Here is a 17464-nt window from a genome sequence, read left to right as displayed (position 1 = left end):
CTGCTACTTTGAAGCGGCTTCTTTTTGGTGTTCATTCAAGTAACTGGCAGGTTACTGGGAATATCTTCTAGAATAATAGAGAGGTGGTATAATCTCTGTGCGGGGTGTTTTTATTGAACGAAAATGAAAAATGGCATCGGCATTTAGGTGCGTATGGGATTTGCATGATTGAAGAAAAGCTATTAGTCATTCATAAGGGGAATGGTCCATACATTGGGAGATATGACCTTCCTGGAGGAACAGTTGAAGCAAATGAATCGTTAGTTGAAGCTGTGAAAAGAGAATTTATTGAGGAATCAGGAATCAACATTAACATTAAAAGGAACTTAGGTGTCTGTGACTTTTTAATCCCTTATGAACTTCCCAAACGAGGTACTACGCACATTCATCATGTAGCTGTAATTTATTTTGTTCAATACATAACTGGAATGCTGAAAAAGAATCCAGAAAAATTTGAAGGGCAAGATTCTTTAGGGGCTTTTTTGGTACCTATTAAAGAAATCAATTCTGCTAATTCCTCACCACTTGTTCTTCAAGCAAAAGATTGGATAGGGACTGAGAAATTTCCATTTGAATCTCAGCGATTGGATGATTGGGTCGTACTCGAGAAATAACGCATTCATCTAACGGCAAACGATAGCTCAATCGACGCTTGAAGATAGCTGTCCTAAAGAAGGTAGTAGAGGAGTAATTACATGGATATTAATGAAAACGTTATTACCGCAGGGGTTTATGTTAATATAACTGGTTTATTTCCTTTTCAAGTTGGTCCCACAAAATCTGGAACAACATTAGGTGTTGTTAGATTGGGTGGTCACAAAGAAATCGGTGAGACAGGTTGGGAGTGTGCTTCACGAGAAGCATATGAGGAGGCAACACTTCGTTTAACCCCGATTAAACCCCCAGCTACATACTGGTATGATGCTTCTGATAATCCCAAATTGATTCCTGGAGGCTGGCAAGAAGGTGACATTGAACCGATACTGGTTGGGAAACGAATGGATAACGATCAAATAACTCCAATATATTTAGCCATTTCACAAGATGTCCCTGTACCTGCTGCTGAAACGAAGGGTATCTTGTTACTTAATCAATCCGATATTGTCAAAATTGTAGCGAATCAAATAACACTCGGACAATATCTTGAATCGGGCGGAAAAGCTGTGTTCAATGAAACCCTCCCGCTGCATTTTTTCTTGGAACCATTTCCTCACCTCCGACTACTCAAAACGTTAATTAGTAAACATCCAGAAATAGTATAAAGTGTGACCACTTAACTAACGGATAACGATAGCATCATGGAGATTGATTCAGGTAAATGGAGGTTCTCAATGGACGATCGTGGTTTTGGGGAAATTCAGAAGGATATCATCAATCCAAATAATTCGGGATTTCATTGGCGTAGTCATGGTCGTGGTGTAAACATATACTTCGTGGAAGGTCAGTCTATTGTAGTTATTTACGGTGAGATACCAGCAGTAAAAGAATATGATGTTCTCGTTTTTGGAGAAACAGAACACATCAACAAGCGTTACTTTCTTAGTGAGCGTAGGAGCGAAATCATTCCTTTAGATGAACGATTTAGGATTCAGAAGTTATTAGTCGAATGGTTGGCAAGCAGGGGGATGCGTCATGACATTAGCGTGGGCAAGTAATTTGGGATTGAACTAACGGAGAACTATAGTTAAACAGTGAAGGGGCAGAATTGTTTAATAAATCCTATCCCTTGAATCCAAAACATCAATTAACTATCATTGGCATAATGGAACTTATAGCTAACATGGGAGGTTTTTAAAATGGAAAGAAAAAATACTTTTGATGAAATTGCAGGAGAATACGATAAGTATAGACCAAGTTATCCAGCACAGTTATTTACTGACATATTGGAACTTGCTGCTATAAATGAGAGCGATTCAATCCTTGAGATTGGATGTGGAACAGGTCAGGCAACGAAAGGTTTTGTTGATTTTGGGTTTGATAATTTGACTTGCATTGAATTAGGTCAAAACCTAGCAGATTTTACTCGTGAAAAATTAAGAAACAGCCCAAATGTTAACATAATCAATTCCCCATTTGAAACTTGGAAAGGTGAAAAAAGCAGCTTTGACTTGGCTATATCAGGTACAGCCTTTCACTTTATTCAGCCACAAGAAGATGGCTATCGCAAGGTCTTCGACTTGCTCAGTGATAAAGGTTCCATTGCTTTTTTTTGGACCATCCATATTCCGTCTTTTGATGATGTCTCTAATCGAATTAGAGAAAGTTATAAGCGAAATGCACCTCAATTAGATGATTCCCAAAATCCAACCATTGAAAAAATTATTGATGAAAGGTCAGTTTTAACTCTAAAGGATGGGTTGTTTAAGGAATTGAAAGTTAAGCAATACATTTGTAACCACAGCTATACTGCAAATGAATATATCTCGTTATTAAACACCAATTCTAGACATAGATTAATTCCCGAAGATGTGCGATTTGAACTATTCGGTGAAATCATAACAGCGATTGAAGAACATGGTGGAACACTTATTAAACCTCAAGCAGTTGTTTTGTTCCATGCAAAGAAAAATATTAAGTGAAACAAAATCAACAAGGTGGATTCAAAAGGAATGAATTAATTCTATTTGAAAATGACCAATTACTTCACGAAGGTCAATCATATAGAAAAGAGACACAGCACGTTGAAAAACATAGCAACCAGGATGGAGTTCCGCTCCGCTTCATCATGCCAGACTGAGTTAAGAGGAGCGAAATGCAAATCTCTCCCAAAGGGTACGCAAGATTGAGGCGTCCGTACACTCACGTACGGATCCCAACGAGCAAGAAATCGTAGTTCTGCTTCCAGAACTTGATGACAGTGTTGAATAATGAAAAAAACCACTGGATTCTGGATTCCAGTGGTCATTTTGAAGAGATCTGTCCCTTAATTAGGCTATTATGCTGTAATAAAGACTATTATTTAAGCGGAAAAACAAACTGAATCCGATGTCGGCTTCAAATTCCGGAGAAGGCTGCTCGCGGGTAATCTCGACACGAACGAGCTGCGGTGCTGTTACTGTTTCGCGGACTGCCTTCGAGAGAACTGCCGCATTATTCATGTTGATCGCCCGGACAAGCCTTGCTGCGTAGACGCGATCTAAAGAGATTCTTCGATACAACGGGATTACTGCTTGAGCGATGATTCTAAGCTGTCCCGCATTGGGAGCCGGTGTTCTGATCGCAAATGAAAACGCTCCGAAACAATTGGTCGGACTCGGCGACGCAAAGCAGACAAAGAATCCGCCAAGTCCTGTTACAACAATCCGCCTGGCATACAAGGTTTGGATCAGCTTTTCCACTTCGATGGGTGAAACTTTGAGCAGCGCTGCCAATCGTGCAGTGAAAGCCCGGTCCGTTGCGATTCTCCGATATAGACGCAAAGCCCTGATGGATGTGATCCTGAGAGAGTTCACATTTGCAAGGGGCAGCGTCTGACCCGGCCTTACTCTCCTACATTTCCTATTCCGATGAAAAAAACTCATCAAGCACCTCCTCTGATTACTTAAAATCTCCACAATACGAGTTGTGGTAACGGATTATTTGTATGCATCGGAGGCAACAGGTGCTTGGACGACGTTTTCGTTAGCCATCACATTAATTATTATGCGATGGTTGTTTTATCATCGAGATCTCAGTCTGGCATGAGGAAGGGCCTTCGCACATCTCACACTTGTAAAAAAATGGTGCTAAGAAGATATAGCTTATGCCGATTATTTGGACAAGAACATATAACTATTACCGTAAATATAGTCAAGAACTTATACCTATAACTGAATTTTTGGACAAGAACAAAGTACATTGCCACTATACAAAATGAATCAACAAGAAGCAATTGTTAAAAATGTTATCTGAGTTGGTTGATGGCAAGTTGGTAGCCTATTGAGCTAACGGGCAGGATAGTTCAGTTAAAGTAGAGAATAATCATTTAGGTTTTTGTCTTCATGAGGGGGAACCAACATATCATGAATATGAGCGAATCAATTGTGCTATATGGAAAAATAGATACAAGTCCAAGTTCTCTAATCAGACTATACAGTTTCGGAAAGGACATATTTCATGCAAGTGGACTTGAATTAACCCACCTTGGAATAGTGGGCGGCTCTTTTAATGGTGGTAAAATAACCACTTATAAAAGAACGGAGAAAAGACTTGTTGAATCTATAAAGAATCAAGAAATCATTTCAGCAATTATGCTTTATTCATTACCTGATAATTTTAATCAGGCTGCTTTTGACTACGAAATGACTTTTTCCATAAATACGCGAAAAGACGAACATTTCATTCATCTGTGCTTTTTATCAAGAGTTTCTGAAAAGGTTAATAGGAGCGAGGTTATCTCCAAACTCAAAGAATTTATCGAAATTACTTCGGGGGTAGTATTTCAAATGGGCGTAACAGATGCTCCATATTTTTATGCTGCAAAGGTGAATCCGCCATCTTCATTCCCTTCATTAAAGATTATTCAAAAGTTGGAGCATTAAGCTCCCTCGGAATGATTTGATTTCCTCACGCAAGCTCGTCTATTCGCAGGATTTCATCTCTTAGATGTTAATAATGAATGAAAGAGAGCGGGAAATATTAGGACGTGTCGTTAAAAAGGCATGCGGGAACAGAGGTGAAGCTAACTCACCCAATTCATTCCAAATGCTGCACGTATTCTCCACGATGCCCTTAGTGATTTTCACTCCCATGTCTCGACGGGTCAATAGCCCTCTCATTCCTTCGTCACATCTATCTAAGGGGTGGAGGTCGGTCTTTCTAACGGAACGGGTCAGAGCCCTTTTGCGTAATGTATCCCGATACTCCGTGCTTTCTTTGTCTCCTGCGAATGCGAATACGCCAACTTACGTGAGATAAGGTATATTTTAAGCTGCTACTGCAAAGATTTTATCAGGGTTGTAGGCTTCATCACTACGGGCCATTCCTACTAAGAGTCGAGCTAGCTTTCCACATAATTTCATAATAGATTTCATCTTTTTGAGTTTTTTTACTTGAACATTATGGTGATGTAAGGCTTTAAATTCTTGGTTACTCATGACCATGCACATCGTAATTAAATAGAGAAAGTGACGCAGGCGTGGACGGCCTCGTTTACTGAGCTTCAGTTGACCCTTCCATTTACCTGAGCTTGCTTCGGTCACATTGAGGCCTGCGTGACGGAGTAGAGCATTCCCGTGCGCATAACCTCTAAGATCTCCAGACTCTCCTAAAATACCAGCTAGAGCAATTGCACTTATTCCAGTAATGGCAAGGATTTTGCCTGAATAGGGGATACGTTCAACAACGTCTTTGGCTTCTTTTTCGATTCTCTGCAGTTGTTTAGTGGCTAAGTCATGCTCCTCAAGGAGCTGCTCTAGATGGAGTTTGTAAGCATGTGTTGCCTGCCTAGATCCAACAGTTTTCTTGGCAAGATCGATGAGTAGATGAGCTCTACGCACACCTGAATGCCGTTTCATTGATTTCTGCCATCCTTTAATTACATCGTCAGGACTTAGTTTACATAGCTCAGCCGGGAGCGGAAATAGCCGAAGGGTTAACAGTGCACCTTTACAAGTTAAGATCTTAAAGACTTGTTTCAGTTCAGGGAAGACAATGTCGACCCAGCGGTGGATCTGGTTAACGGCACTTACGAGTCGTTTAACGACCGTTTCTCGGTTAGCCATGAGCACGCGCAACTCTTCGTACTCAGAGGAGTGGAAACGGACAGGGGAGTAGTAGCCGTTTTTCACCATGTCTGCAATAACTAATGCATCTTTTTTGTCGCTTTTAGAGCGTGTATTGTCGCGGTTTTCTTTATTCTTTTTAACTAAATGCGGATTAACAAGTACGGCTTCAATGGCTTTGTTTTGGAGCCACCCGGCAAGGCTTAGCCAGTAATGGCCAGTCGGTTCCATACCAACGATAACTTGAGATAATTTAAATGAAGCTAACAAGTCGCGAATCCAACGGTCGAGGGACTTGAAACCATCCTCGTCATTACTAAACACTAAAGGATTACCGAGAGCGACACCTCGAAAGTTAACCGCTCTGGCAACATGTGACTCCTGAGCAATGTCTACACCAACAACAATATGATTAAAGGTAATGTTTTCAATGAGTTGATTTTGCTTATCTTGTGATTTAAACTTCATAGTAGAGCGTCCTCCTGGATGATGGAATTAAAGGGCTTTTGACCCGTAGCGTACTTCCATCGTACAGAGGCGCTCCTTTTTTTACAAAGCTGAAATTTATCCATCTACAGGAATCTAACGGAGAACGAGAGTTCAATAACAAGATGAGAAGGCGGTAGACCCAATTGGATCTGCTGCCTTTTCTCAAACCGGCAGCCTTTTCTCGACGAAAGGGAGCGTAGTAGTGGTCTGATTTTGTTGTGGTAAAATAAGTAAATATTTATAGTGATGGGGGAGAAGCCTTGGTAGATAACGAAATTTATAAGAAAAATATGTCTCTAGGACAGGTGATAAACTTTGATGACAGTCAAAAAAATGCCCTGTATCACTTCTTTTTTGAGAAGGAACGTTTATGAAAGTGGCCTGCACGGTGTGGCGGAGGGGAACAGGTAGCGATAATATCGAAGCCTTACCTATTCCTATCTTATGATTTAGTAAATTCAGTTAGAGGGAACGCCGGATGCCGGGGTAAGCCCAATTGGGAGGGTGTGTATGATGTGGAAGATTTGGCTACAGCATTGATCAAAATGGAAGATGGCAGCACTTTATCGCTCGATGTGAGTTGGGCCGCACATTTGGAGACGGATAACGAGCCATTCATTCATCTAATGGATACAGAAGGTGGAGCAAGCTACAGAGAACCACATGGAATGTTGTTTACAGAGAAGTTTAACCGATCAATCGATTTGGACCTAAATACACCAGATAACGATGAAGGTGATCGGATTCGGATGTGCCATCACTTCTTGTCATGCATAAGGGGAAGAAAAAGAGCCAATTACTTTTGCACTGAGTGGTTTTACGAATAACTTGGTACTGGATGCGATCTATGAATCTTCCAATACAGGACATGAAGTCAAGCTTAATTGGAGTTAAGGTAGATCCTCCGATCATTCTGGGAGATGAACCTACGGGCGCACTAGATTCGAATATGGGTGTGGAGATCATAGATATTTTCAGGCAGTTGTATTAAAACTGATTTGTGCCTTACGATAAATCGTAGGGCTTTTTTAATTGCCTGAGATTGGTGTTGAGGGAACTAAAGTTTACTAGTTGAAAATAGAGTTCGTTAGTAAATGTGTACATGACACCTCTGGCGTATGGATAGCCTGAAAAAGTCAAAAAAAATAGAATGAAATGTCATATATTTAGAACCATCGTGAAAGAAAAATAACTATAATATAATTAACCCTTAGAAAGCGCTTTCTTTTGCGACATCCGGAGACAAGTGGGAGCCTGCCAACCGAGCTGGGGGCTGCGAGGCTCTGTAGACACGAATGGGCACGGGCATCCGACTTCTTCACTGGATGCCATATTCGCATTAGTGGATTCGGGAAATTACCGTGCAGTCCGAGTGGACGGGCAACGATGGAACTCATGCTGATCGATCGCGTGAACGGTCGAAACGGTTGTTGTCACGAAGCAATCAAGCTTACGGATTATATTGTAGGGTACTGCTACACGCAATTACCGACGGCCAGCAAGAGGTGAACAGGCCCTTGACTGAGGAGCGCAAGCCGAAGGTGCCGCTTGACAAAATTAGGGAGATCAATCTTTCCTAATGAGGGGGATCGCTCCACGGTACATCGTTCGTTCACGAGCGTCTAGCGGCGGATTATTAAACTATGAATAGGAGCTGATAGTAAATGAAAAAATGGTTGACGGGACTGCTCGCTTTTGTCTTGATCATGTCTTTTCCAGCATCAGGACTCGCTTACAGCAATCCGCAAATTGTACCGGACTCATGGCGTTGGGATACTGGGGTTTTTTATGGGGAAGGCGATCCGTTCATCTTGAAATTTAACGGAGTCTACTACCTGTACACCAGTACGGTGGACGATAAGCCAGGTGTGAAGGTTTGGTCGTCGGAAGACCTAGTGCATTGGGAATATCGCGGTTTGTGCGCTACGGAACCAGTTACGAAAGGAGCCTATGCTCCGGAAGTTGTTTACTGGAATGGTGATTTTTACATGTATACGGCTCTGCTTCGGGATGAACCTGGCACCACGCAGCGCGGCCATCGCGTTCTGAAGAGCTCCAGTCCTACAGGTCCTTTCACGGCCCAAACGGGCAATAAAGTAAATGGCATTGACGGAGACGTATTTATTGGCGATGACGGACAATGGTACTTCTACAGCACGGGCAACGGCAATATCGACGTTCGTCTGATGTCTGATCCTTATACGTTCGGAGAGAAATTGAATACCGGAGCGGTAATGAATGGTTGGACCGAGGGTCCGACGGTAATCAAACGCAATGGTAAGTACTATATGACGTATACCGGAAACCACGTGTGGAGCGATGCTTATAGGGTGGATTACGCGAGCAGCTCGAGTCCAGTTACTGGTTATGTGCCTGCTACTTCCCAGAACTCGATTCTTCTCGACGCGGAAGGAGATCATGTCGGGCTTGGGCATAACTCCATCGTTCGTGGTCCCGATTTGGATTCCGATTATATGGTATACCACAGCCATGCTAAACCGGGGCGAAATCTGAACTTGGACCGGATCGTATGGAATGGGGACAAGATGCTCGTGCTGGGTCCTACGACATCCGAGCAGCCCGACCCGGCAATGCCTGAGTTCAGCGACCGGTTCCAAAGGAATGGATTAGGTGATGATTGGAAGGCTGTCGGCGGAGGGAATTGGGGAATCCAGGACGGCAGCACGTTGTATCAAGATGCCATGGGTGGACCGGAACAATCTCATATGCTCCTTTCCCAGAGAGCGACGGATGACAATTTCACGGCGGAGTTCAACCTGAAGCAAGTTGAGCAGGGGACCAGCGCTAATCCGTTGATGGGTGCAGTATTCTCCTTCAAGAATGAGAAAAATTACGGAGTTGCCGTACTTAACCGCAATCAAAATCGTTTGGAAACCGTTTTCCGCGTAGACGGCAAGGATACAGAACGGGTAACGACCCCTCTACCGGTTGGTTACGATTATACGAAATGGCATCAGATCCGTGTTGAGAATGAAGGCTCCGACTATCGCATTTATGTAGATGGCATGTTGAAGCAATCCCGTTCTGTCGAACGTCTTGGCAAGGGCAAGATCGGTTACACGACAACGGATTCGCATGCAGATTTCGGATATGTCGCGTTTAGCAACAAGGTGGGCGGTAACAGCGGTAATGCTGCTTACAAACCGATTCCCGGCGAGATCCAGGCAGTCCATTTCAACCCAAAAGGTAATGACAAGTCAGAAGGCAATGCCGATCATATCACTATCTCCGAAGCTACATATGGCGATTATTACGTCTCATCGTTCAAAAAGGGGAATTTGACATATAACGTAAATGTATCCGAAGCGGGAACCTATGATGTGTTGATCAGGTATGCTGCAGCAACCGATGCACGAGTAAAGCTTGAACTCGATGATTCGACCGAACTGACGGACAACGTGCGGCTCCCTTCGACAGGTGGCGCGGATCAATGGAATAATTACCGGAGGCTGGAATAACTGGCAGACAACGGTCTCCCAAAACGTTTATTTGCCTGGAGGCCTGCATACGATTACCTTCGAAACGCTTAAAGGCGAGTATGACTTCGCGAGGTTGAAGTTCGTATCGTTCGACGTTCCCAAATCACTCCCGGGCATTGTTGAAGCCGTTCATTATAACACGGGTGGCGACGGTGTCGGTTACCATGACAATACGCCCGCGAATATTGGCGGCCTATATCGCAATGATAGGGTTGACATTCGCGTCAATCCGCAAGGAGGCTGGAACGTCGGTTGGGGCCAGACTGGAGAGTGGTTGAAGTATAACGTCAACGTTACCAAGCCAGCTGTCTATAACGCCAGTGTCAGGGTCGCAACAGCGCTTAACGGAGGGAAAATCCGTTTGTGGCTTGATGATACGACCGATTTGACCGGTGTCGTGGATATCCCCAATACCGGGGGCTGGAATAGCTGGAAAAATGTCAAGGTTGGTGACTTAACACTGCCGGAAGGTGATCATACAATCAAGGTCGAAATCGTCCAAGGCGAATATGATTTTACAAGCCTTTCGTTCAATACATCTAATGAAGCAGCAATGCTTCCCGGGACCGTTCATGCCGTGGATTACATGAATGGAGGGGAAGGTATCGCGTATCATGACAACACGCCGGGTAACATCCGTGGTCTATACCGTACCGATGACGTCGATATCCGTTTGCTCCCGGAAGGATACACGACGGGTTGGAACCAGACCGGCGAATGGTTGAAATACAATGTGAATGTTGCCGAAGCCGGTACATACAAACTGGATTTCAAACTGGCTACGGGCTTGGATAGCAGTCAAATCAGATTTTGGCTTGATGATACTACCGACCTTACCGGTATCATCAATGTTCCAAACACTGGCGGTTTCCACGAGTGGATGACGGTAACGAAAGAAGGGTTGGTTACCCTTCCCGCGGGCAATCACACCATCAAAGTGGAAATTGTAACCGGCGAATTCGACTTTTACAGCTTCCGTTTCCATAATGACCCGATCGTTCCCAAACAAGGCGTATATAAATCTCAACCGAAAGGGTATCCGAAATCGGTCATCGGCGACAGCAACTGGTCAGACTATACCGTTGAGACGGATATCAAGTTGGGCGCAAATACGCAAGCTGGAGGTAACACAGGTATCATTTTCCGAGTAAACAATCCAGCTGACGGAACGTTATTAGGGCAAAACAGAAACGATTTCCTTCAGGGGTACATGGCCTACCTGGCCGCAGACGGCGTACATCTGGGTAAATTCAATTATAATTTCAAGGAGCTGACTAGCACAGCGCTAACCGACATGGTTGGCAATTGGCAACATATGAAGGTAGTTGCAAGCGGCACTAGGATCAAGGTTTATGTTGGGGACATGGAAAACCCCCTTATTGATTACACAGATCAGAGCGATACTGCTTTCATGCATGGTAAAATTGGAGTTAGAAGCTTCAACAGCGAAAGCTCTATCGATAACTTTACAGTGATGCCGAATCCAGTGGAATAAACGACAAAATCACCCTCTTCTTTTTTGCAAAGGAGAAGGTGATTTTTCTCATTTTAGGGGTAGCTCAGTGGTGATAACCAGTCTACGTGGACAAGCTTCTTGTGTTGATTTAAATGAGAAGTCCGCTCTATGCACATATGCATGTGAGTGATTCGAACAGTTGAATGATACACGCGGTGCCACGAGGAAGGGGATAAAGCCCTCAAAGCTGTCGCCTCTATCCATCCAACAGCCAGGGCGGGCAGGGGAGATTGAACTAACGGTTAGCGTGGCGGATGTCCAAAGAAAATAAAGTGTTGGACTGAAAAATAAAGTATTAGACTCGGAAAATAAGTATTAGACTGGCAACGCTCTATTCAGCGGGCAAGATAGTTAGGGATGTCTCGATGGTTTTGTGTGTTACCTGTAATGGTAGGAGTATAGATTTCGTTGCACCCTTATCAGCAGTTTTACTATTCTTGGATTTTGCAATCAAGTACAGAAAAAGGACAAGGGGAACCCACCCTGCCCTTTCTTAATAGTGAGGGATAGCGGAATAACAGACAGTCAATGACTTTAATTACTACGGTCTTTGACTGTCTTTTTTTGAGTGAATTTTGGTATATCACCTTCAGGTAGAAATGACGGATTCTTCTGTGTTTTATAAATACAACTTTTTCCATATATGTGCGTATATAGATACAAAAATCTATGGAGGTTGTCACATGAAAAAATTTATTATGGGTGTAGTTGTAGGGGGAATTCTTTCACTAACTTCAGTTGTTGCAGCTTCTGAGTCAATACAGGCATATTTATTTCCAGCATTTTTCACAATCAATGGTCAAAATGCCCCCTTAGACAAAGAATATGCTGTTCTTAATTATCAAGGGCACGCTTATGTCCCTGTCCGATTTTTGGCTGAGCAGCTAGGAGCTTTTGTTGATTATTCAGATGAAGGGATGTACAAGAACATTGCCATTAATCATTTTCCTTCAAATGCAGCTATAATTACAGATGAAAAATATTCCAATATTCACTTTGGTTTGCTCGATTTGTACTTAGACGGCGGATATACGGGCATAAGAGGATTATTAGCTTTAGATCATGAGATGGATTCGAAAATTAAAACCGAACATGCCATTGAGTTTAAACTGCATTTTTATGATGCGAACGATAATCTGATTGGGACTGCATCAGGCACGTCAAAATCTGGTGGCTCTAACCAAAAACAAACCATAAGCACGGGCGAAATTAAGTATGTTATGGCGGGCGAAGTCGGTGATTTCTCTAAATATGAAAGAGTGGGTTTTGAAGTCACAGCCTACAAATAATCCGCCTTGTCATTGAACTAATTGGCAGTATAGCACCGATATAGGTTAAACTGGTAAGGAAACTGTTAACAAAAACCTATAACGCTATTTTTGAAGATACATGATTTAAACTGTATAAATTGTGAGATCGATCCTTTGAGATAATTATTCGCTTTACAAATAAAATGCAAATAAATTCCTTTATTGGGTGTGGTTAAATGGCTTTGCAAAACAATAAGATAAAAATACTTGGAGACTTTATAAAATCCCGTCGTGAACGGATTAAGCCGGATCATATCGAGATTGCTAGTCGCTACGGAAGAAGAAGAACGCCAGGATTGCGCAGAGAAGAGGTTGCCCAGCTTGCGGGTGTTAGTATCACCTGGTATACCTGGCTGGAACAGGGCAGAGTTGGTTCCGTTTCAAGGGAAGTCCTTGAAAGTGTCGCCCGAGCATTACAATTATCTTCGGATGAACAGGTTCATTTGCTTCGACTGGCCGATTACGGAGGGGAGAGGAATTCTAGTCCGAGTACTGGGGAGGCATATCCCGAACTTCAGACCATTATCGACCAAGTGAACTACCCAGCCATTATAGCAAATCATCGTACGGAGGTGCTGGCTTACAATCGGATGGCAACCGAAATTATTACGGATTTCCATGCAATTCCCGCTGATGAACGCGTCATGACACGTTTAATATTTACAGAACCAAATCTGCGAAAGCAGTTGGTAAACTGGAATGAATTTGCTAATTATACGATGGGTGTATTTCGGATTTATTATGACCAAAAGGCCGGCGATCATTGGTTCGAGTCCTTTGTTCAGCAAATGTTCCTCGAATGCGGGGAGTTTAAGAGGTTATGGCAATTGCACAATATTCAGCAAAAGAAAGCCATCCTTTACACGTTTGATCATTGTGTTGCCGGGCGATTGTTTTTTCAATTGAATACTTTTTCTAATATTAACGGCGATGAAGACCTTCACTGCTGTATATTTACTCCTATCGTAAGTACCGGTACGGAGGAAAAATTAGCCGACTTGCGACAATTATCCTATTAGTCGGGATACCTGTATAAAGGCAAACTGGTTGCCTCCTTGAATGCGAAATATAATGAGTTCATTCCCAATCAAGGAGGTCATTCAAAATGAAAGCCATAGTAATCGATCAACCAGGAGGACCGGCAAGCTTAAAATGGTGCGAAAAGCCAGATCTGCAGCCGACCCCTGGCAGGCTTACCATAGATGTTGCATATGCCGGAGTTGGTTATTTTGAAGTGCTGCTGAGCCGTGGCGAATTTATGTCCGATTTTCCGTTCCCGCTTACTCCCGGTTTAGAAGTGTCAGGATACGTACGTGCCATTGGAGAAGGCGTAGAGGGATTCTACGTCGGTCAGCCAGTAGCCTCTATGACGCTGCTTGATTTTAACGGGTTTGCATCTATGGCGAACGTGCGGCCGGATTTAACGGTTCCGCTGGATCAATTAGGGGCAAATCTTGACTTGGCGACTGCGGCAGCTTCTATAGTAAATTTGACGACGGCTTACCTGGCCATTAAAGATGTGTATAGAATGAGTACAGGCGACAACGTACTTATTCATGCAGCCGTAGGCGGTTTGGGCGGATTTCTTGGACAAGTTGCTAAACGTTTGGGCGCTGGCAAAGTATTGGGGACTGTTGGGAGCTTAGAGAAAGCTAAGCTAGCCGCATCCTTCGGATATGACGAGTTATTTGTCCGATCTGATTTTGTTGAGAAGACCCTGAAGGCCACAGGACAGAAAGGCGTTCACGCTGTCTTTGACCCGGTCGGGGGAAGCATGCGCAAACAAAGCTTAGAGGTGCTTCGCCCATTGGGCCAATTGGTTGTAGTCGGAAACGCCAGCGGTGAGCAGGATATCTCGAATTCTTTTAACCAAATATGGTTTTCCAACAAACAGTTCGCTGGTTTTACATTAGGCGGTTACGCCGAAAGTAATCCTACTGAGACCGGGAAAGCGGCACGGGAAGCATTAGGCATGCTGGCAAGAAAAGAGATCCGAGCCGAGATTCACGGCGTGTATCCTCTGGAGAAGGCGGCAGAAGCTCTTGCGCTTTTAGAACAAAAAAACACTGTCGGCAAACTGGTTTTACAAGTATAAAACTCGTAGAAAAAGAAAGAGTTTATTAAACAAACGAGGAACGATAGTTGAGGGGCTTGCTTCGCGGCAACTCCTCTTTTGTTTATAATAGAAATAGGCAGGTTTGGGTGGCACATATGAAAAAGTACAATATTATTCGTCCGATCATGCTGATTGTGGTTGCTTTAGACTGGAAGCGCTTGAAGAACATGGAATCCGATTTTGTACGCTACGTGTCCAATGACACAAAAGTGCCTACATAAACCAATTCGAAAAAGCTTGAGAAATCAAGCTTTTATTTTTTTATGTAGGCAAATTTGTGTCAGTAAAAAATGCACAAATCTCCCTACATTGTAGTCTTGTGACACAAAACTACCTACATTGTAGGATTCCGAATCATCGGAGACCTGATTAAAATGGCATTGCAGCACCTGAAAATCATTAAGAAGTCTGTTGTTGACAAGAGATTATCTCAGTCATTTCAGTCATAGAAAATAAAGTTTTAGACTCACGCGGCAGCGTTGAACTAACGGGCAGGATAGTTAAATAGAAGCCCTGAATATTTATGATAATAGGCTTCCCCTGCATAGAAAAAGGCGCCCTCGGTGGCGTCAAAAAATTTTATTGCCTTGATTCTAGTTAGTCGAATAAAATGTAACCATGGTTACATTTTATTCGAGGGGGTTAGTTTATGTATAAACCGCACATTGAAAAAACTCAAACTAAACCGGAGGTTGCTCCCTATACGCTCTGGCAATTGGTACTTTATTTTCTTAAACTCGGTACCATTGGTTTCGGGGGGCCGGTTGCTCTAGTTGGGTATATGTTTCGTGACTTGGTTGAAACAAGGAAGTGGATATCCGATGAAGACTACAAAGACGGTCTCGCTTTATCCCAGCTCGCTCCCGGACCACTGGCGGCACAGCTCGGTTTTTATTTAGGCTATGTCCATTATGGTGTATTGGGGTCTACCTTGGTCGGAATCGCGTTCGTAATCCCGTCATTTCTAATGGTTGTTGCATTAGGCTGGGCTTATCAGCAATTTGGTGGTTTGTCTTGGATGCAGGCTGTATTCTATGCCGTTGGGTCCAGCGTAATCGGTATTATCACTTTTAGTGCCTATAAGCTCACGATCAAGACTATTGGAAAAGATAAAGTACTATGGGTTATATTTGGTATTGTAGCTCTCTATACCGCCTGGTCAGAGACTGAAGAAATTCTTTTGATCTTAGGAGCAGGTGTGATCTATTGGCTGGTCAAATCTCCTCCCAAATGGCCAAGCAGAACTAATGCATCCATATTCAGTCTAACTGGTGAGTCCCTCACACATGCAGCCAGCAGCGCCGTGTCCGGGGGGAGCTCGGAAACACTCTGGGAGATCCTGATTTTCTTTGCTAAGGCAGGCGCATTCGTATTTGGCAGTGGGATCGCCATTGTTCCGTTCTTGTTCTCTGGCGTGGTGAAAGAACACCAATGGTTGACGGACAATCAGTTTCTCGATGCCGTAGCCGTAGCCATGATCACCCCTGGGCCTGTCGTGATTACAACCGGGTTCATTGGATACCTCGTCGCTGGTTTTTCCGGTGCTTCGATTGCTGCATTGGCTACGTTTCTGCCTGCCTACCTGCTGACAATTATTCCTGCCCCTTTTTTTAAAAAATACGGCAGACGGCCTGGGATTGTTCATTTTGTAACCGGTGTTACCGCAGCTGCATCGGGAGCGATTGCCGGGGCAGTATTCGTCCTTGGTAAACGATCCATCGTAGATATCCCTACACTGATATTTGCTCTGGTTACGCTGTTCCTACTGTGGAAGGTGAAGAAAGCATCGGAACCGGTCATTGTGCTGGGGGCTGCGATTATGGGATTGATCGTTTATCCACTAATTCACTAAAGGGGGGATCCGATGCAACAATGGATACTGTTCGTATATAAAGTTCCACCTAAACCTACCTCCAGCCGGGTATATGTTTGGCGTAAACTGAAAAAGCTTGGGGCTCTCCTGTGGCACGATGCGGTATGGATCCTACCAGCAAACGCAAAAACTAAAGAACATTTCCAGTGGCTTGCTGCTGAGATTCTGGAATTGGGCGGGGAGGTCCAGGTATGGCAGGCGGACTCCCTATTGCCGCGGCAAACGGAATCACTAGTTCAGCTGTTCCAAGCTCAGGCGGATGATGCCTATCAGGCTATTCTCGAGCAACTCAAATTAGCGGAAGCAGATCATTCACTGTTATCACATGCTTATCTTCAAGCGCAGCAGCATGATTACTTTAACTCCATCGCGGGAGAACGAGTGAGAGAGCTGCTACTGAGTGCTAGGAAAGGGGGAAGTGAACAATGAAGTGGGTAACGTGGGAACATATCGGAGTGGACCGAATGGGTTGCTCATGGCTCATCCTTCGCTTTATTGACCAGGACGCAGAATTTCTTTTTATCCCAGCCGGGTCCATTGACGTTCCAGAAGGGGCCGAGGGATTTGATATCCCAGGTGTTAGATATACGCATTATCGGGGGCATTGCAGTTTCCATACTATAGTTCAAGCATTCCAATTGACGGATCCGGTGCTGCAGCGTATGGCAAGGATCGTGGATGAGGCGGACACCATTCAGGAGATCTCATTGGAACCCATAGCCGCCGGTTTAGATGCAATCTGTCATGGTTTGCGTCTAACTAGTGAAGATGATTATGAAGCTATTCAAAAGGGATGCCAAGTTTATGACTCACTGTATAAATTTCTAAGCCAAAGTAAGCGATAAGATAAAGTTAACTTGAGATGTTCTCGGTTGATGTGATTGAGAGTATCCTCTATTTGATGAACTGATGATTAGCTAACGGGTAACTTTAGTTCAATAATGGAATTGACGGCAGC

The 17464-nt window shown here is 43.7% G+C and carries 20 protein-coding genes; 17 read left to right on the top strand and 3 right to left on the bottom strand.

The features are described 5' to 3' along the window. Positions 1 to 113: 113 nt before the first annotated feature. From ACSQ8P_RS17165 to ACSQ8P_RS17150, 4 genes are all read left to right on the top strand, one after another. The gene (locus ACSQ8P_RS17165; protein WP_436236262.1) at positions 114 to 614 is read left to right on the top strand and encodes an NUDIX hydrolase; all 501 of its coding nucleotides are present in this window, start codon (positions 114 to 116) and stop codon (positions 612 to 614) included. Between the two features lie 81 nt (positions 615 to 695). After that, positions 696 to 1262 carry an NUDIX hydrolase gene (locus tag ACSQ8P_RS17160; protein WP_436236261.1) on the top strand — a complete coding sequence of 189 codons (567 nt, stop codon included), beginning with the start codon at positions 696 to 698 and terminating at the stop codon, positions 1260 to 1262. Positions 1263 to 1331: 69 nt separating this feature from the next. Next, positions 1332 to 1655 (top strand): hypothetical protein, encoded by a 324-nt coding sequence (locus ACSQ8P_RS17155; RefSeq protein ID WP_436236260.1) that lies wholly within the window; start codon positions 1332 to 1334, stop codon positions 1653 to 1655. A 141-nt stretch (positions 1656 to 1796) separates the two neighbouring features. Next, positions 1797 to 2579 (top strand): class I SAM-dependent methyltransferase, encoded by a 783-nt coding sequence (locus ACSQ8P_RS17150; protein WP_436236259.1) that lies wholly within the window; start codon positions 1797 to 1799, stop codon positions 2577 to 2579. Positions 2580 to 2927: 348 nt separating this feature from the next. On the opposite strand, the gene ACSQ8P_RS17145 is transcribed toward ACSQ8P_RS17150, so the two are convergent. Next, positions 2928 to 3521: a hypothetical protein gene (locus ACSQ8P_RS17145; RefSeq protein WP_436236258.1), complete on the bottom strand. Its 594-nt coding sequence runs from the start codon at positions 3519 to 3521 to the stop codon at positions 2928 to 2930. Positions 3522 to 4001: 480 nt separating this feature from the next. Here ACSQ8P_RS17145 and ACSQ8P_RS17140 point away from each other — a divergent pair, with 480 nt between their 5' ends. Further along, positions 4002 to 4520: a hypothetical protein gene (locus ACSQ8P_RS17140; protein WP_436236257.1), complete on the top strand. Its 519-nt coding sequence runs from the start codon at positions 4002 to 4004 to the stop codon at positions 4518 to 4520. A gap of 60 nt (positions 4521 to 4580) precedes the next feature. Here the strand turns inward: ACSQ8P_RS17140 and ACSQ8P_RS17135 are convergent, their stop codons facing one another. Continuing rightward, positions 4581 to 4724, bottom strand: coding sequence for a hypothetical protein (locus tag ACSQ8P_RS17135; RefSeq protein WP_436236256.1), 144 nt, complete (start codon positions 4722 to 4724; stop codon positions 4581 to 4583). A gap of 180 nt (positions 4725 to 4904) precedes the next feature. Next, a complete protein-coding gene (locus ACSQ8P_RS17130) occupies positions 4905 to 6170 on the bottom strand; it encodes an IS110 family transposase (RefSeq protein ID WP_436236255.1) in 1266 nt (421 codons plus the stop codon). Positions 6171 to 6697: 527 nt separating this feature from the next. Here ACSQ8P_RS17130 and ACSQ8P_RS17125 point away from each other — a divergent pair. The 12 genes from ACSQ8P_RS17125 (at position 6698) to ACSQ8P_RS17070 (ending at position 17351) form a co-directional block, all read left to right on the top strand. Continuing rightward, positions 6698 to 7018: a hypothetical protein gene (locus tag ACSQ8P_RS17125; RefSeq protein ID WP_436236254.1), complete on the top strand. Its 321-nt coding sequence runs from the start codon at positions 6698 to 6700 to the stop codon at positions 7016 to 7018. Positions 7019 to 7038: 20 nt separating this feature from the next. Beyond that, a complete protein-coding gene (locus tag ACSQ8P_RS17120; protein ID WP_436236253.1) occupies positions 7039 to 7182 on the top strand; it encodes a hypothetical protein in 144 nt (47 codons plus the stop codon). 236 nt (positions 7183 to 7418) lie between these two features. Beyond that, positions 7419 to 7700 (top strand): hypothetical protein, encoded by a 282-nt coding sequence (locus tag ACSQ8P_RS17115; protein ID WP_436236252.1) that lies wholly within the window; start codon positions 7419 to 7421, stop codon positions 7698 to 7700. Positions 7701 to 7855: 155 nt separating this feature from the next. Further along, positions 7856 to 9670: a family 43 glycosylhydrolase gene (locus ACSQ8P_RS17110; RefSeq protein WP_436236251.1), complete on the top strand. Its 1815-nt coding sequence runs from the start codon at positions 7856 to 7858 to the stop codon at positions 9668 to 9670. Further along, complete coding sequence (locus ACSQ8P_RS17105) at positions 9630 to 11186, top strand: carbohydrate-binding protein (RefSeq protein WP_436236250.1); 1557 nt, start codon at positions 9630 to 9632, stop codon at positions 11184 to 11186. Before ACSQ8P_RS17110 ends, ACSQ8P_RS17105 begins: the two co-directional genes overlap by 41 nt. A 704-nt stretch (positions 11187 to 11890) precedes the next feature. Next, positions 11891 to 12496: a stalk domain-containing protein gene (locus ACSQ8P_RS17100; RefSeq protein ID WP_436236249.1), complete on the top strand. Its 606-nt coding sequence runs from the start codon at positions 11891 to 11893 to the stop codon at positions 12494 to 12496. A 197-nt stretch (positions 12497 to 12693) separates the two neighbouring features. Then, the gene (locus ACSQ8P_RS17095; RefSeq protein ID WP_436236248.1) at positions 12694 to 13536 is read left to right on the top strand and encodes a helix-turn-helix transcriptional regulator; all 843 of its coding nucleotides are present in this window, start codon (positions 12694 to 12696) and stop codon (positions 13534 to 13536) included. Between the two features lie 86 nt (positions 13537 to 13622). Then, positions 13623 to 14612, top strand: a complete 990-nt coding sequence (locus ACSQ8P_RS17090; RefSeq protein ID WP_436236247.1) for a quinone oxidoreductase family protein — start codon at positions 13623 to 13625, stop codon at positions 14610 to 14612. 116 nt (positions 14613 to 14728) lie between these two features. Continuing rightward, positions 14729 to 14854: a hypothetical protein gene (locus tag ACSQ8P_RS17085; protein ID WP_436236246.1), complete on the top strand. Its 126-nt coding sequence runs from the start codon at positions 14729 to 14731 to the stop codon at positions 14852 to 14854. Between the two features lie 428 nt (positions 14855 to 15282). Beyond that, positions 15283 to 16485, top strand: a complete 1203-nt coding sequence (locus ACSQ8P_RS17080; RefSeq protein WP_436236245.1) for a chromate transporter — start codon at positions 15283 to 15285, stop codon at positions 16483 to 16485. A gap of 12 nt (positions 16486 to 16497) precedes the next feature. After that, the gene (locus ACSQ8P_RS17075) at positions 16498 to 16935 is read left to right on the top strand and encodes a Chromate resistance protein ChrB (protein ID WP_436236244.1); all 438 of its coding nucleotides are present in this window, start codon (positions 16498 to 16500) and stop codon (positions 16933 to 16935) included. Further along, positions 16932 to 17351, top strand: coding sequence for a chromate resistance protein ChrB domain-containing protein (locus ACSQ8P_RS17070; protein WP_436236243.1), 420 nt, complete (start codon positions 16932 to 16934; stop codon positions 17349 to 17351). Before ACSQ8P_RS17075 ends, ACSQ8P_RS17070 begins: the two co-directional genes overlap by 4 nt. Positions 17352 to 17464 lie beyond the last annotated feature (113 nt).

The sequence above is a fragment of the Paenibacillus sp. LjRoot153 genome (genome assembly GCF_964253085.1).
Classification (GTDB): domain Bacteria; phylum Bacillota; class Bacilli; order Paenibacillales; family NBRC-103111; genus Paenibacillus_E.
Note: the sequence above shows the minus strand (reverse complement) of the source record. Positions and strands in the feature narration are given on the sequence as shown.

Bases quoted from the DNA above. Each gene is read 5' to 3' on its own strand.
- ACSQ8P_RS17160 (WP_436236261.1), top strand. From the start codon at position 696: ATGGATATTAATGAAAACGTTATTACCGCAGGGGTTTATGTTAATATA.
- ACSQ8P_RS17155 (WP_436236260.1), top strand. From the start codon at position 1,332: ATGGACGATCGTGGTTTTGGGGAAATTCAGAAGGATATCATCAATCCA.
- ACSQ8P_RS17150 (WP_436236259.1), top strand. From the start codon at position 1,797: ATGGAAAGAAAAAATACTTTTGATGAAATTGCAGGAGAATACGATAAG.
- ACSQ8P_RS17145 (WP_436236258.1), bottom strand. From the start codon at position 3,521: ATGAGTTTTTTTCATCGGAATAGGAAATGTAGGAGAGTAAGGCCGGGT.
- ACSQ8P_RS17140 (WP_436236257.1), top strand. From the start codon at position 4,002: ATGAATATGAGCGAATCAATTGTGCTATATGGAAAAATAGATACAAGT.
- ACSQ8P_RS17130 (WP_436236255.1), bottom strand. From the start codon at position 6,170: ATGAAGTTTAAATCACAAGATAAGCAAAATCAACTCATTGAAAACATT.
- ACSQ8P_RS17120 (WP_436236253.1), top strand. From the start codon at position 7,039: ATGAATCTTCCAATACAGGACATGAAGTCAAGCTTAATTGGAGTTAAG.
- ACSQ8P_RS17110 (WP_436236251.1), top strand. From the start codon at position 7,856: ATGAAAAAATGGTTGACGGGACTGCTCGCTTTTGTCTTGATCATGTCT.
- ACSQ8P_RS17100 (WP_436236249.1), top strand. From the start codon at position 11,891: ATGAAAAAATTTATTATGGGTGTAGTTGTAGGGGGAATTCTTTCACTA.
- ACSQ8P_RS17095 (WP_436236248.1), top strand. From the start codon at position 12,694: ATGGCTTTGCAAAACAATAAGATAAAAATACTTGGAGACTTTATAAAA.
- ACSQ8P_RS17090 (WP_436236247.1), top strand. From the start codon at position 13,623: ATGAAAGCCATAGTAATCGATCAACCAGGAGGACCGGCAAGCTTAAAA.
- ACSQ8P_RS17085 (WP_436236246.1), top strand. From the start codon at position 14,729: ATGAAAAAGTACAATATTATTCGTCCGATCATGCTGATTGTGGTTGCT.
- ACSQ8P_RS17080 (WP_436236245.1), top strand. From the start codon at position 15,283: ATGTATAAACCGCACATTGAAAAAACTCAAACTAAACCGGAGGTTGCT.
- ACSQ8P_RS17075 (WP_436236244.1), top strand. From the start codon at position 16,498: ATGCAACAATGGATACTGTTCGTATATAAAGTTCCACCTAAACCTACC.
- ACSQ8P_RS17070 (WP_436236243.1), top strand. From the start codon at position 16,932: ATGAAGTGGGTAACGTGGGAACATATCGGAGTGGACCGAATGGGTTGC.